Origin of the sequence: Streptomyces sp. NBC_00076 (genome assembly GCF_045041235.1) — a bacterium.
In the GTDB taxonomy this organism is placed as follows: Bacteria; Actinomycetota; Actinomycetes; order Streptomycetales; family Streptomycetaceae; genus Streptomyces.
Window position 1 is genome coordinate 8541480 of sequence record NZ_CP108242.1, and the last position, 14679, is coordinate 8556158.

Here is a 14679-nt window from a genome sequence, read left to right on the forward strand (position 1 = left end):
GGGTCACTCCCTCATCCGGTCACTCGTGTCAGCAAAGTGACCCGACGGTAACCTTGGCCCCTTACCGGAAGTAACCCGTCGGTAAGTTACGTGGGAGTAACGATCGTTGGAATGTGGTGAAACCTAGGAGGCCCGGTGGGAGTTGCGCGGAACCGCCGGGGTCGGCAGGGGGGTCTGTGCCGCCCGTGTCACGTCCGCGACGAGCTCGACCACATCGGGGCCGTACGCCTGTGAGTTGACGACCTTCAGAAGCACCACGAACGGGTTGTGGCCGTGCTTGCGGGCCAGCCGCTCGTGATTGCGGGCGAGATAGCGGGTCGCGGCCTGATTGGTGATCGCGCGCTGGCCGCAGAACAGGAAGACGGGCCGGGCCAGGCCCGGTTCTCCGGCCGTGAGCCGGGCCAGCAACACGTACTCGGTCAGGCCGGCCTCCATGCGGTAGCGCTCGCTGCCGATCTGGAAGGCCAGCCGGTCCGGGCCCGGGTCGGGGTCGGTGTTCACGCGCACCCCGGGCAGCATGGCGTGCATATGGGCCGCCATGCGTCGGTTCGACCCTGGCCCGCCCACACAGAACTCCGTCCGCTCACCGAAGCCCTGCCGGGCCGCGTCCTGGGTTATCACCTCGGCGTGGGCGCCGCAGTCCTTGATGAGCGCGGAGAGTTCCAGGAGCGCGAACACGTCGAAGCGGTGCACCGCGAGGTCGGGGCTGCCCGCGTCGCGGTTCACGACCAGCAGGGACTCGGAGTTGTCGGGCAGCCCGAAGAAGGCCTGCTTACGGCGGAGTTTCCGCTTCCACAGGTAGGTCCGGGCCAGCCAGCCGAGCGTGGCACTGATACCGGCGGCCACCACGCCCAGGACGATGTTGCGCACGTCATCATTCATGGGCGCGCATGCTAGCGGGCGAACGCGAAGCCGCGTTCGAGAGCGGTCGACGCGCCTTCCTGACGAGGTCATGGCGATCGCATAGGCTGCGCGAACGGTCTCTTGCTGGAGGTTCGGATGCGTCGCCCTGTCGCACGGAAACTGTCGGTGCTGGCGGTCTCGGCCGCTGTGGTGTCGGTGGGGGCGGCCGCTCCGCCCGCCGCGCCCGGTGCCCCCGTCACAAAGGCCCCCGTGGCCGTCGGCTACGGAGGTGCCGTCTCGAGTGTCGACGCGGACGCCTCCGCCGCCGGCATCGAGGTCCTGAGAAAGGGCGGCAACGCCGTCGACGCGGCCGTCGCCACCGCCGCCGCCCTCGGCGTCACCGAGCCCTACTCCGCCGGTGTCGGCGGAGGGGGCTACTTCGTCTACTACGACGCCAAGTCCCGTACGGTGCGCACGATCGACGGACGTGAGACGGCACCCCTCACCGCCGACTCCGACCTCTTCCTGGAGAACGGGAAGCCGCTCCCCTTCGCGGACGCCGTCACCAGCGGCCTGAGCGTCGGCACGCCGGGCACGCCCGCCACCTGGCAGACGGCGCTCGACAAGTGGGGCAGCAGAAAGCTCGGAACGGTGCTCAAGCCCGCCGAGCGGATCGCCCGTGACGGATTCGTCGTGGACGACACCTTCCGCTCGCAGACGGCCTCCAACGAGACCCGGTTCCGCTACTTCCCGGACACCGCGAAGCTGTTCCTGCCCGGCGGACAGCTCCCGGTCGTGGGCTCGACCTTCAAGAACCCCGATCTCGGCCGCACCTACGCCGAGTTGGGCAGGAAGGGCGTGGGTTCGATCTACCACGGCGACCTCGGCGACGAGATCGTCGACACCGTGAACGACCCGCCGGTGGACCCGGGTTCGGGCTGGAACGCCCGCCCCGGCGACCTCTCGGAGAAGGACCTCGCGGCCTACCGCGCCAAGCTCCAGGCGCCCACGAAGACCTCGTACCGCGGTCTCGGCGTCTACTCCATCGCGCCCTCCTCCTCGGGCGGCACCACGGTCGGCGAGGCCCTCAACATTCTGGAGAACACCGACCTTTCGAAGGCGAGCGAGGTGCAGTACCTGCACCACTTCATCGAGGCGAGCCGGATCTCGTTCGCGGACCGGGGGCGCTGGGTCGGCGACCCGGCCTTCGAGGACGTGCCGACGAAGGAGCTGCTGTCGCAGCGGTACGCCGACTCGCGGGCGTGCCTGATCGAGGACGACGCCGTGCTCACCAGCCCGGTCGCACCCGGCGACCCGCGCCACCCGAAACCCTGCGGCTACGGCGGAAAGGCCGCCCCCACGACGTACGAGGGCGAGAACACCACCCATCTGACGGTGGCCGACAAGTGGGGGAACGTCGTCTCCTACACCCTCACCATCGAGCAGACCGGCGGCAGCGCGATCACCGTCCCGGGACGCGGGTTCATCCTGAACAACGAGCTGACGGACTTCTCCTTCGCCCCGGCCAACCCGGCCGTCCACGACCCGAACCTGCCGGGCCCGGGCAAGCGGCCGCGGTCGTCGATCTCACCGACCATCGTGCTGGACAAGCACAACAAGCCCGTGGTGGCGCTGGGTTCGCCCGGCGGCGCGACCATCATCACCACCGTGCTGCAGACGCTGACCGAGTTCCTCGACCGAGGGCTCCCGCTCGTGGACGCGATCGCCGCACCGCGCGCCAGCCAGCGCAACGCGGCCCAGACCGAGCTCGAACCGGCGCTCTACAACAGCGAGTTGCGCAGCCAGCTCGAAGCCATCGGGCACTCCTTCAAGCTCAACCCCGAGATCGGCGCCGCCACCGGCGTGCAGCGGCTGCCGAACGGCAAGTGGCTGGCCGCCGCCGAGACGGTACGACGGGGCGGCGGCTCGGCGATGGTGGTGCGCCCGGCGAAGTAGCCGGGGCGGGGCCGTCCGGCGGGGCGACGGTCACAACTCGGGGGCGGGCGGCAGGTCTTCCGTACGGAACGCGAGCCGCCCGTCCGCCACGTCCACCGTCACCGTGCCGCCCTCGGCGACCCGGCCGTCGAGCAGCAACCGGGAGAGCTGGTTGTCCACCTCCCGCTGGATGGTGCGGCGCAGCGGGCGGGCGCCGTACTCGGGCTGGTAGCCGCGCTCGGCGAGCCAGTCGACGGCCGGGTCGGTGAAGTCCACCGTGACGCCCTGCGCGCGCAGCAGCCGACGCGTCTTCTCCAGCAACAGGTCGGTGATCTCCCGCAGTTGGCCGGCGGTGAGCTGACGGAAGACGACGATCTCGTCGACGCGGTTGAGGAACTCGGGCCGGAAGTGTTCCCGCAGCGGGCGCAGGATCTGCTCGCGCCGCGCCTCCTCGTCCGCCTCCGCGCCGCCGGGCCCGAACCCGATGCCCGCGCCGCGCCGGGTGATCGCCTCGGAGCCGAGGTTGCTGGTCATCACGATGACCGTGTTGGTGAAGTCGACCGTGCGGCCCTGGGAGTCGGTCAGCCGTCCGTCGTCGAGGACCTGGAGCAGGATGTTGAAGACGTCCGGGTGCGCCTTCTCCACCTCGTCGAGGAGAAGCAGCGAGTACGGGTGCCTGCGCACCACCTCGGTGAGCTGGCCGGCCTCCTCGTGGCCGACGTACCCGGGCGGGGCGCCGATCAGGCGGCTGACGGTGTGCCGCTCCTGGTACTCGCTCATGTCCAGGCGGACCATCCGTTCCTCGCTGCCGAACAGGGCCTCGGAGAGCGTCCGCGCCAGCTCGGTCTTGCCGACACCGGTCGGGCCGAGGAAGAGGAAGCTGCCGATCGGACGGTCGGGACTGGCGAGCCCGGCGCGGGAACGCAGGACCGCGTCGGCGACCACGCGGACCGCCTCGTCCTGGCCGACGACCCGCTCGTGCAGGTGCTGCTCCAGGCCGAGCAGGCGGTCCTTCTCCTCCGCGGTGAGGCTGCTGACCGGGATGCCCGTCTGCCGCGACACGACCTCCGCGATCGCCTCGGCCGTGACCTTCAGGTCCATCCCCTCGTCGGCCTCGGCACCACCGCTGGCCTCGCCGATCCGCTGCTTCAACTCGCCGATCCGGTCGCGCAGTTGCATGGCCTGCTCGTACTGTTCGTCCGCGACCGCCTGGTCCTTGTCGCGGGTGAGCTGTTCGACCTCGCGCTCCATGGCCCGTACGTCCGTGCCCTTGGTCCGTGCCCGCAGCCGTACCCGGGCACCGGCCTGGTCGATCAGGTCGATCGCCTTGTCGGGCAGGCGGCGTTCGGTGAGATACCGGTCGGACAGCTCGACGGCGGCCACGAGGGCCTCGTCGGTGTAGCGGACCTGGTGATGGGCCTCGTAGCGGTCGCGCAGGCCGCGCAGGATCTCGACGGCGTCCGCGGCGGTGGGCTCCGGCACCAGGATCGGCTGGAAGCGGCGGGCCAGTGCCGCGTCCTTCTCGATCCGGCGGAACTCCTCCAGCGTGGTCGCGCCCACGATGTGCAACTCACCGCGGGCCAGGGCGGGCTTGAGGATGTTTCCGGCGTCCATGGAGCCGCTCTCGCCGCCGCCTCCGGCACCGACGACGGTGTGCAGTTCGTCGATGAAGACGATCAACTCTTCGGAGCGGGCGCGGATCTCGCTCACGATGGTGGTCATCCGCTCCTCGAAGTCCCCGCGATAGCGGGTGCCCGCGACCACACCCGTCAGGTCCAGGGCGAACACCCGCCGTCCGACGAGCACATCGGGCACGTCGCCGTCGGTGATCCGCTGGGCGAGCCCCTCCACGATCGCGGTCTTGCCGACACCGGCGTCACCGATGAGCACCGGGTTGTTCTTGCCGCGCCGGGACAGCACCTCGATGGTCTGCTCGATCTCCTCCTCCCGGCCGATCACCGGGTCGATGCCGCCCTGCCGGGCCAGGTCGGTGAGGTCGCGGCCGTACTTGTCCAGCGTGGGGGTGCCGGTGGAGCGCGGCCGTTCGCCGCTGGCCCGGCCCCCGTCCTGGGCCGACTCGGGCGGCAGCCCGGAGGGCGCGAAGTGGGCCGAGTTGAGGATGTGCCCGGCGGCCGAGTCCGGGTTCGAGGCCAGGGCACTCAGTACGTGCTCGGGGCCGATGTAACCGGCGCCGCGCGCCCGGGCCAGGTCGTGCGCGTCCAGCAGGGCGCGCTTGGCTGCCGGGGTCAGGGACAACGAGGTCGGCGGCGGGACCTCGCCCGGCGGGTGCTGGGCCGGGCCGGAGCGCTCGTCGATCTCCGTGGCGAGCGAGTCGGGATCCGCGCCGGCCCGGCTCAGCAGCGTCCGGGTCGGCTCGGCGGACAGCGCGGCCCGCAACAGGTGCTGGGTGTCCAGGTCCCGGCTGCCGTGCTCGGCGGCGTACTGGGCGGCGCCCTTCACCAGCTCCCGGGCGGGCTGACTGAGCAGCCGCCCGATGTCGATCTGGCGTGGACCGGGGCGCGGCCCGCCGAAGAAGCGGGCGAGGAATTCTCCGAAGGGGTCGTAGCCTTCTGAGCCGGTGAAGCCGCTGGTCATAGCGTTCCCATCCGGCGTCCCGACGGGGGGTGCCTCCCGGTTCGGGCGAAGCCCTGGAACTGGGGCAGGGCCCGGGACGCCCTCGCTGATCGACGTGCCGGAGTCGGGTAACCCGAGTGGCAGCCGGTTACACCCCTGGGCGCGCGTTCGTAGAACACCTTCGCACGAACGAGGGGAGGGGGCACCTCCGGAGGGTCTCGGGGTGGGCGTCGCGGTGCTTCCAGCCACAGGGAGCTTCCCGCCGCCGGGGACAGGACGCCACGCTCCGTGACGTACGGCGACCGGCCCGACGACGGCCGAGCTCGGCTTGCCCTGAGGATCCGTGGCCCGGCGTCCGTGATCGCCGCGGTGTGCCGGTGGCCGCGCCGTCGCGGGGCGGGTTTCGGGCCGCCTCCGCCCCACGGTCCGGACCCCGCGATGAGGCTCCTGCACGGTCCCGGAAAACTTCCCGTAGCGCGCCCGTAACACGGCTGGTGTTGCCTACGAACCGAGTGCTCCGGTCGGTCGGGAGTTGGGCGATGACTGTGGATCAACTCCCTGGGCAAGTGCGGGAGTTCGCGAACCATCTGGACGGTCTGCTGGCGCGGCTCGACCAGGGCGGCGGCTGGTGCGGGGTGTTCTGGCAGCGCGACCCCGACGGTATGCAGGCCTGCCTCGACGGACGTGAGATGCCGCCGTGGGACGTCATGGAGGCCCTGCTGCAGGACCTCGCCGGGGCGTACGGCTCCCAGGTCGCCGCGGCCGAGACGGCACGGGCCCGTGCCCTGCACGCGGCGGCGCTCGTCGCGTACGACGCACGTCTCGGTGGCCGTGACGCCCTCGGTGACCGTTTCGACGTCATGCTCCGCGAGCAGCGGTACGCCGCCGATCGACAGACGGAACTGGGCCGGTCACTGGCCTCCGCCACCACCCAGGAAGAGGCCGACGCCCTCCGCGTCGACCTCGCCTGGGCCCACGACGATCACGAACGCGCCACCCGCCGTTGCGCCGAACTCCGTTCCCGCATGGCGCAATTGGACCGGCGCGTGGCCGGCGAGCAGGCCCAGGCGATCCGACGCGGGGGTGCCGTGGGCGACGGCGCCACGTTCGGTGCGCGGGCCGACTTGCGCACGGACGGCGGGGCGGGGTCGGACGGGCGCGCTACGTATGGCGGATGGTCGGACGGTTACGGCTCGGACGGTTACGGCTCGGACGGGCAGCGGTCGGACGGGCGCGGCGCGGGCGCGTTCGGCGCGGGCGCGCGTGACGTGGACGCGTATGGCTCGGGCAGCCGTGGTCCGGGCGGCGACGGCTCGGCGGGGCATGGCTCGGACCGGCATGGCGCGAGCGACATGAGCGGCCCGGGCGGTCGTGGCGTGGTCGGGCATGGCTCGGAGGGGCACGCCACGCAGCGACGAGGCGTAAGCGGGCATGGCGCGAGCGACGGGCGCGGCGTGGGCGGGTACGGCTCGATCGGGCGTGGCGCGGACGTGGGCGGCGCGGTCGGGCATGGTTCGGACGGGCACGACGCGGAGCGGCACACGCAGCGCCACGACGACAGGGGCCGGCACGGCACGAACCCGCCACGCTCGGGCCCGCACGGCCCCGGCGTCGGGGCGCAGTGGGAGGAGCGCGACTCGTACGGTGGGCGTCCCTCGTACGGCGAGCCGTCCGGCGCGCGAGGCTCGCACGGTGGCGGTTTCCCGAGCATGCCGCGGCAGCGCGATCACGACGCCCATTCTGAGGACGGCGCCGGACACGAGGGCCGGTCGGAGACCGGCGGCGCCTTCCGCCCCGTCTCCGGAGCCCTGGGTGCCGAGCAGGCCCCGAGCCCCACGTACGACCCTCGTTTCCGTGCCCCACGACAGTCGGCGCCCGCCGATTCCTCGGCGGCCCCGCGAGACCAGGCCTACGAGCAGCAGCGCCCGACGCCCACCGAAGGCCCCGCCCGCCGGCAGCCGGCGCCCGACGATCCCTCCGCCGCCCCGCGCGACCAGGCCCACGACCAGCCGCGTCCGACGCCCGCGGTACCCCCCGCCGGCCAGCAGCCCGCCACCAAGCAGCGCAAGCGTCGTCGGGGCGGTGCCCGGTTCGCCGGGATGGCCGAGGAGGAGGCCGCCCCCGTCGTCGTACCGCCGACCGCCGTACCGGATCTGCCCGCCGCGCCCGTCGCGAGCGGCCGTACCCCGCGAGGGGCCCGGTTCGCCGGGGCCGCGCGGGCGGACGCCCGACGACCGGAGCCGCAGGTCGAGCCGCTGGACGCGGCCGGCGGGCGGGAGACCGCACAGGCCGTGGAGCGGCTGGTGCGGCTGCGCGGTGAGGGGCGCAGCGGCGAGGCGCACGCCCTGCTCGCCGAGATCGCCGGCTGGCCGGCCGCCCGCTACCCGCTGCTCGCCGTCGAGATGGAGCGGGCCGGTCTCGGCGCCGACTGGGCGACCCTGCTGTGGGAGGCGGCCTCGCTGCCCGCTCAGCGGCTGGTCGCAGCCGCGGACGCCCTCGTCGCGGCAGGCCGCGGCACCGACGGGGAACAGGTTCTGCGGCAGGGCGTGGCCCGGCCCGCTGACGAGATCGGGCACGCGGTACGCGCGCTGGCCGCCGAGGGGCGTCACCGGGAGGTCCGCGCACTGCTCGACGCCTACGTCCGCGTCCGCACCCCGGAGGAAGCCGCCCGCAGCGCCGAACCGGACCCGCACACCCTGGTGCCGCTGCTGCTGGAGGCCGCCCAGGGCGTCTCGGACCAGTGCCACTGGGACCTGGTCCACGCACTCAGGGTGGCGGGATTCTCCGCCTGACCAGCAGGTACCGACCGGTCGGGTCAGGTCGGGGACGTGGAATCAGCACGGTTACATCGACGTAAAGAAGACCATGCACGCTGGTGCTCCCAGCACATCGAACCCAATTCACCCGATCGAGTGGGTGGGCATCCTTCCCGGCGGGGACTTTGCCCTCTACGGTCGGCGTACACGCGCGTAGACGCTCTGACGTCCCGTCGAAGGAGCAGCTCATGGCCAACGTCGTACGTGCCGCTCTGGTCCAGGCCACCTGGACCGGCGACACCGAGTCCATGGTGGCGAAACACGAGGAGCACGCCCGCGAGGCGGCCCGCCGGGGTGCCAAGGTCATCGGCTTCCAGGAGGTCTTCAACGCCCCCTACTTCTGTCAGGTCCAGGACCCGGAGCACTACCGCTGGGCCGAGGCGGTGCCCGACGGGCCGACCACGCGTCGTATGCAGGAGCTCGCCCGCGAGACCGGCATGGTGATCGTCGTCCCCGTCTTCGAGGTCGAGCAGTCGGGCTTCTACTACAACACCGCGGCCGTGATCGACGCCGACGGCACCTTCCTCGGCAAGTACCGCAAGCACCACATCCCACAGGTCCACGGCTTCTGGGAGAAGTTCTACTTCAAGCCGGGCAACATCGGCTGGCCGGTCTTCGACACCGCCGTCGGCAAGGTCGGCGTCTACATCTGCTACGACCGCCACTTCCCGGAGGGCTGGCGTCAACTCGGCCTGAACGGCGCGCAGTTGGTCTACAATCCGTCGGCCACCCACCGCGGGCTCTCCTCCCACCTGTGGCGACTGGAGCAGCCCGCCGCCGCGGTCGCCAACGAGTACTTCATCGCCGCGATCAACCGGGTGGGCGTCGAGGAGTACGGGGACAACGACTTCTACGGGACGTCGTACTTCGTCGACCCGCGAGGACAGTTCGTGGGGGAGACCGCCAGCGACAAGGACGAGGAACTCGTCGTCCGCGACCTCGACTTCGACCTCATCGAAGAGGTGCGCCGGCAGTGGGCGTTCTACCGCGACCGCCGGCCCGACGCGTACGACGGGCTGGTGCAGCCGTGACCGGGGAGCTGCTGGGCCGCCATCGGAACGTCCTGCCCGACTGGCTGGCCCTCTACTACGAGGACCCGCTGGAGATCACCCATGGCGAGGGCCGCCATGTCTGGGACGCCGAGGGCAACAAATACCTCGACTTCTTCGGCGGCATCCTCACGACGATGACCGCGCACGCCCTGCCCGAGATCACCAAGGCGGTGGCCGAGCAGGCCGGGCGGATCATCCACTCCTCCACGCTCTACCTCAACCGGCCGATGGTCGAACTGGCCGAGCGTGTCGCCAAGTTGAGCGGCATCCCGGACGCGCGCGTCTTCTTCACCACCTCCGGCACCGAGGCCAATGACACGGCCCTGATGCTGGCGACGACGTACCGCCGCAGCAACACGATCCTGGCGATGCGCAACAGCTACCACGGCCGCTCCTTCAGCGCGGTCGGCATCACCGGCAACCGCGGCTGGTCCCCCACCTCGCTCTCCCCCCTCCAGACGCTGTACGTCCACGGCGGCGTCCGCACCCGCGGCCCGTACGCGCATCTCGGCGACGACGACTTCATCGCGGCCTGCGTGGACGACCTCAGGGACCTGCTCGGTCACACCCGTCCGCCCGCCGCCCTGATCGCCGAGCCCGTCCAGGGCGTCGGCGGCTTCACCTCACCCCCGGACGGCCTGTACGCGGCCTTCCGCGAGGTGCTGCACGAGCACGGCATCCTGTGGATCACCGACGAGGTGCAGACCGGCTGGGGCCGCACCGGCGACCACTTCTGGGGCTGGCAGGCGCACGCCCAAAGCGGTCCGCCGGACATCCTCACCTTCGCCAAGGGCATCGGCAACGGCATGTCCATCGGCGGTGTGGTGGCCCGCGCCGAGATCATGAACTGCCTGGACGCCAACAGCATCTCCACGTTCGGCGGCACCCAGATCACCATGGCGGCCGGTCTCGCCAACCTCACCCACCTGCTGGAACACGACCTCCAGGGCAACGCCCGGAGGGTCGGCGGACTGCTCCTCGAGCGGTTGCGGGCGGTCGCGGCGCAGACTCCCGGCGTCCGGGAGGTACGGGGCCGCGGGCTGATGCTCGGCATCGAACTGGTGAAACCCGGCACCGACGAGGCCGACCCCGACGCGGCGGCCGCCGTGCTCGAAGCCGCCCGCGCGGGCGGGCTGCTCATCGGCAAGGGCGGAGGGCACAACACCAGCGCGCTGCGGGTGGCACCGCCGCTGTCCCTGACCGTGGCGGAGGCCGAGGAAGGCGCCGCGATCCTCGAAGACGCTCTGAGGAGCATCCACCAGCAGCACTCGGGCAGGGCCTGAACAAGGGAAACACCGCCATGACCACCACCTGGGAGCCCTCGGAGTCCTTGGAGCCGACCCTGTCGGTCCGGCAGGTCCTCACGCTGGAACGGGTCCTCGCCGGGGAGCCCGAGGTGGTGGCCGGCGCGAGCCAGCTCGACCGGGCGGTGCGCTGGGTGCACGTCGCCGAGGCCGCCGACGTCGGGGTGATGCTCAGCGGCGGCGAGATGGTGCTCACGACCGGGGTACTGCTCGCCGGCGACGAGGGTGCGCAGGCCGAGTACGTCCAGTCCCTCCACCGAGCGGAGGCCTCCGCCGTCGTGCTGGGCCTGGGACGGGCGTTTCCGGCCGCGCCGGACGTGATGCGGCGGGCGGCCGAGCGGTGCGGACTGCCCATGGTGGTCCTGCACCGCCCCTTCCCCTTCGCCGAGTTGACCGAGGAGGTCCAGGCGCGCCTGGTGCGGCGGAAGTTCGCGGCCGTCAGCATGTCCGAGGCCGTACGGACCGCGCTCACCGGACTCATCACCGCGGGCGCGCCCCTGCAACGCCTGCTGGACGAGGTGGCCCAGCACAGCGGCTGCCCCCTCGTCGTCACCAACCTCGCCCACCGTGTCCTCGCGACGGCGGGGGAGCGGCCGGCGGTGGCCGACGTGCTGCGCGACTGGGAGCGCATCGCCCGGCAGGCCGGCGGCAACGAGGGCGACGGCTGGATCCGCGCCGAGCTCGGCGGGCGCGGGGAGCGCTGGGGCCGGATCGTGCTGTGCGGGTACCGCGGCGACAACGGCACCGGACGGCTGCTCGCCGACCGTGCCGCCGAGGCCCTCGTCCTGCACCGCATGCTCGCCGGCACCTCCGCACACACCTGGGAGGAGCAGTCCGCGCAGAGCCTGCTGACCGACCTGGTCAGCGGGGTCGTACCGGCACGGCAGCTGTTGCCCCGAGCCCGCGCGGCCGGGCTGCCGGTCAACCGGCGCGCCTTCGTCCCGCTGGTCGTCCGGGACGGTGATCCGGCGCGACTGGACCGGGTGCTACGGCTGCTGGGGCTGCCCGGGATCGTCGCCGAACTCGCCGACGGCGCCACCGCCGTGCTGCTGAGCCTGGCCCGGGACCAGGACGCCTCGGTGCTCACGGCGAACCTCGCGGCCCGGGTGCGTTCGGAGTCGGGCGGGACGGTGATCGCCGCCGCCGACGCGCGCACCGACTGGGACGACGTCCCCGCCGGCCTGCGTGAGGCCCAGCACGTCGCCGACGCCGTGGCGGACTCCTCGGCGGTCCTGGACCTTCCCCCGGTGGTACGCCTCAAGGACGTCCACCTGCGGGGCCTGATCCGGCTGCTGCGCGACGACCCGCATGTGCAGTCGTTCGCGGAGCGGGAGCTGGACGGGCTGCTGTGCGCGGCGGGGGAGGACCTGCTCGCCGTCCTGCGCACGTACCTCGCCACCGGCCGCAACAAGTCCCGCACCGCGCAGCTCCACCACGTCTCCCGCCCGGCCCTGTACCGCCGGCTGGAGGCGATACAGACCCGGCTCGGTGTCGACCTCGACGACTTCGAGCAGGCCGCGTCGGTGCACATAGCGCTCCTCGCGCACGACGCGCAACAGGGCTGACGGCAGAGTCGGCAGGTCGCTCGGAAACAGCGGAGAAACACTGGACCACCTGGGAGAACGGCGGTGAAACATGGGCTCGCGACAGGGTGACACCGTGGCACGCCGCACACCCGCAGACGTGACACCGTGCAACTCAATCCGGCCTTGCGGACTTCCTAGGCTCCTCGCACACCGAGTGACCGGAGGTCCCGATGAGCACAGTGATCCGTGCCGCCCTCTTCCAGACCGCCTGGACCGGCGACAAGGAGTCGATGATCCAGGTGCACGAGCAGGCGGCCCGCGACGCCGCCGCGCAGGGTGCCCAAGTCCTGTGCTTCCAGGAGCTGTTCTACGGACCGTACTTCTGCCAGGTCCAGGACAAGGCGTTCTACGAGTACGCCGAGCAGATCCCGGACGGCCCGATCGTCAAGCGCTTCCAGGCGCTGGCCAAGGAGCTGGGCCTCGTCCTGGTCCTGCCGATGTACGAGGAGGAGCAGCCGGGCGTCCTCTACAACACGGCCGCCGTGATCGACGCGGACGGCTCGTACCTCGGCAAGTACCGCAAGCACCACATCCCGCAGGTGCCGGGCTTCTGGGAGAAGTTCTACTTCCGGCCGGGCAACCTCGGCTGGCCGGTCTTCGACACCAAGGTCGGCAGGATCGGCGTGTACATCTGCTACGACCGTCACTTCCCCGAGGGCTGGCGGGCGCTCGGGCTCGCGGGTGCCGAGATCGTCTTCAACCCGTCGGCGACCTCGCGCGGCCTGTCCGCCTACCTGTGGCAGCTGGAGCAGCCGGCCGCGGCCGTCGCCAACGAGTACTTCGTCGGCGCGATCAACCGGGTGGGTGTCGAGGAACTGGGCGACAACGACTTCTACGGAACGACGTACTTCGTCGACCCGGAGGCCCAGTTCGTCGGCGAGGTGGCGAGCGACAAGGAGACCGAACTCGTCGTCCGCGACCTGGACCTGGCCAAGCTGCGCGAGGTGCGCGACCGCTGGCAGTTCTACCGCGACCGCCGTCCGGACGCCTACGAGCCGCTCACCGCTCCGTAGCCAAACAGCCCCGCGCCGCTTGCGCGCCCCCGTAAGGGGCGCGGGGCTGTATCGAATTCGGCTCCGCCGCGTGGGCGCGACCAGCCCCCACGCACCCGCACACTTCCGACCGCTCTCAGCGGAGCGCCAACGACAGGAGAGGGAGCATGAGCAGCAGCCGTACCATCATCCGGGGCGGCCTCGTCATCACCGCATCCGACGAACTCCACGCGGACATCCTGATCGAGGACGGCCGTATCACCGCCCTCGCTGCCGCGGGCACTTCCGCCGCCGAGGCCTGGGCGGCCGAGCGCACCATCGACGCCACCGGGAAGTACGTCATCCCGGGCGGTGTCGACGCCCACACCCACATGGAGCTGCCGTTCGGGGGCACCTTCGCCTCCGACACCTTCGAGACCGGCACCCGGGCCGCCGCCTGGGGCGGTACGACGACGATCGTCGACTTCGCCGTGCAGAGCGTCGGCCACACCCTGCGCGAGGGCCTGGACGCATGGCACGCCAAGGCCGAGGGCAACTGCGCGATCGACTACGGCTTCCACATGATCGTCTCCGATGTGAACCAGGAGACGCTCAAGGAGATGGATCTGCTGGTCGAGGAGGGCGTCACCTCCTTCAAGCAGTTCATGGCCTACCCGGGCGTCTTCTACAGCGACGACGGCCAGATCCTGCGCGCCATGCAGCGCTCCGCCGACAACGGCGGCCTGATCATGATGCACGCCGAGAACGGCATCGCCATCGACGTGCTGGTGGAGCAGGCACTGGCCCGCGGCGAGACCGATCCCCGCTACCACGGGGAGGTCCGGAAGGCGTTGCTGGAGGCGGAGGCCACCCACCGCGCCATCAAGCTCGCCCAGGTCGCCGGGGCCCCGCTCTACGTGGTGCACGTCTCGGCGACGGAGGCGGTCGCCGAGCTGGCCCGGGCGCGCGACGAGGGGCTGAACGTCTTCGGGGAGACCTGCCCGCAGTATCTGTTCCTGTCCACGGACAACCTCGCGGAACCCGACTTCGAGGGCTCGAAGTACGTGTGCAGCACGCCTCTTCGTCCCAAGGAGCACCAGGCCGCACTGTGGAGGGGCCTGCGCACGAACGACCTCCAGGTGGTCTCCACCGACCACTGCCCCTTCTGCTTCGTGGGCCAGAAGGAGCTCGGCCGGGGCGACTTCTCCAAGATCCCCAACGGCCTGCCGGGCGTCGAGAACCGCATGGACCTGCTCCATCAGGCCGTCGTCGACGGGCACATCTCGCGCCGCCGCTGGATCGAGATCGCCTGCGCGAGTCCGGCCCGGATGTTCGGGATGTACCCGAAGAAGGGCACCATCGCGCCGGGCGCGGACGCCGACATCGTCATCTACGACCCGAACGCCGAGCAGGTCATGTCCGTCGACACGCACCACATGAACGTCGACTACTCGGCGTACGAGGGCAAGCGCGTCACCGGCCGGGTGGAGACGGTCCTCTCGCGCGGCGAACTCGTCATCACCGAGCGGGAGTACACCGGGCACGCCGGACACGGCAGGTACACCCCCCGCTCCACCTGTCAGTACCTCAACTAGGAG

General features: G+C 71.5%; 9 protein-coding genes. 7 read left to right on the top strand and 2 right to left on the bottom strand.

What is annotated here, in order from left to right:
* Nucleotides 1-123 precede the first annotated feature (123 nt).
* The gene (locus tag OHA64_RS38350) at nucleotides 124-882 is read right to left on the bottom strand and encodes a hypothetical protein (protein ID WP_405621258.1); all 759 of its coding nucleotides are present in this window, start codon (nucleotides 880-882) and stop codon (nucleotides 124-126) included.
* Nucleotides 883-999: 117 nt separating this feature from the next.
* On the opposite strand from OHA64_RS38350, the gene ggt reads away from it, so the two are divergent.
* Nucleotides 1000-2799: a gamma-glutamyltransferase gene (gene ggt, locus OHA64_RS38355; protein ID WP_405621260.1), complete on the top strand. Its 1800-nt coding sequence runs from the start codon at nucleotides 1000-1002 to the stop codon at nucleotides 2797-2799.
* 30 nt (nucleotides 2800-2829) lie between these two features.
* Here ggt and OHA64_RS38360 read toward each other — a convergent pair whose 3' ends face one another.
* Nucleotides 2830-5373 (bottom strand): ATP-dependent Clp protease ATP-binding subunit, encoded by a 2544-nt coding sequence (locus OHA64_RS38360; protein ID WP_405621262.1) that lies wholly within the window; start codon nucleotides 5371-5373, stop codon nucleotides 2830-2832.
* Between the two features lie 518 nt (nucleotides 5374-5891).
* On the opposite strand from OHA64_RS38360, the gene OHA64_RS38365 reads away from it, so the two are divergent.
* From OHA64_RS38365 to hydA, 6 genes are all read left to right on the top strand, one after another.
* The gene (locus tag OHA64_RS38365; protein ID WP_405621264.1) at nucleotides 5892-8144 is read left to right on the top strand and encodes a hypothetical protein; all 2253 of its coding nucleotides are present in this window, start codon (nucleotides 5892-5894) and stop codon (nucleotides 8142-8144) included.
* Nucleotides 8145-8356: 212 nt separating this feature from the next.
* Entirely contained in the window at nucleotides 8357-9199 is an 843-nt protein-coding gene (locus tag OHA64_RS38370) for a nitrilase-related carbon-nitrogen hydrolase (protein WP_405621266.1), read from the top strand.
* Nucleotides 9196-10503 (top strand): aspartate aminotransferase family protein, encoded by a 1308-nt coding sequence (locus OHA64_RS38375; protein WP_405621268.1) that lies wholly within the window; start codon nucleotides 9196-9198, stop codon nucleotides 10501-10503. Before OHA64_RS38370 ends, OHA64_RS38375 begins: the two co-directional genes overlap by 4 nt.
* Before the next feature lie 17 nt (nucleotides 10504-10520).
* Nucleotides 10521-12089, top strand: a complete 1569-nt coding sequence (locus tag OHA64_RS38380) for a PucR family transcriptional regulator (protein WP_405621270.1) — start codon at nucleotides 10521-10523, stop codon at nucleotides 12087-12089.
* Nucleotides 12090-12280: 191 nt separating this feature from the next.
* The gene (locus OHA64_RS38385; protein WP_405621272.1) at nucleotides 12281-13123 is read left to right on the top strand and encodes a nitrilase-related carbon-nitrogen hydrolase; all 843 of its coding nucleotides are present in this window, start codon (nucleotides 12281-12283) and stop codon (nucleotides 13121-13123) included.
* Nucleotides 13124-13269: 146 nt separating this feature from the next.
* Entirely contained in the window at nucleotides 13270-14676 is a 1407-nt protein-coding gene (gene hydA / locus OHA64_RS38390; protein WP_405621274.1) for a dihydropyrimidinase, read from the top strand.
* Nucleotides 14677-14679 lie beyond the last annotated feature (3 nt).

Bases quoted from the DNA above. Each gene is read 5' to 3' on its own strand.
- hydA (WP_405621274.1), top strand. From the start codon at position 13,270: ATGAGCAGCAGCCGTACCATCATCCGGGGCGGCCTCGTCATCACCGCA.
- ggt (WP_405621260.1), top strand. From the start codon at position 1,000: ATGCGTCGCCCTGTCGCACGGAAACTGTCGGTGCTGGCGGTCTCGGCC.
- OHA64_RS38385 (WP_405621272.1), top strand. From the start codon at position 12,281: ATGAGCACAGTGATCCGTGCCGCCCTCTTCCAGACCGCCTGGACCGGC.
- OHA64_RS38360 (WP_405621262.1), bottom strand. From the start codon at position 5,373: ATGACCAGCGGCTTCACCGGCTCAGAAGGCTACGACCCCTTCGGAGAA.
- OHA64_RS38365 (WP_405621264.1), top strand. From the start codon at position 5,892: ATGACTGTGGATCAACTCCCTGGGCAAGTGCGGGAGTTCGCGAACCAT.
- OHA64_RS38350 (WP_405621258.1), bottom strand. From the start codon at position 882: ATGAATGATGACGTGCGCAACATCGTCCTGGGCGTGGTGGCCGCCGGT.
- OHA64_RS38370 (WP_405621266.1), top strand. From the start codon at position 8,357: ATGGCCAACGTCGTACGTGCCGCTCTGGTCCAGGCCACCTGGACCGGC.
- OHA64_RS38380 (WP_405621270.1), top strand. From the start codon at position 10,521: ATGACCACCACCTGGGAGCCCTCGGAGTCCTTGGAGCCGACCCTGTCG.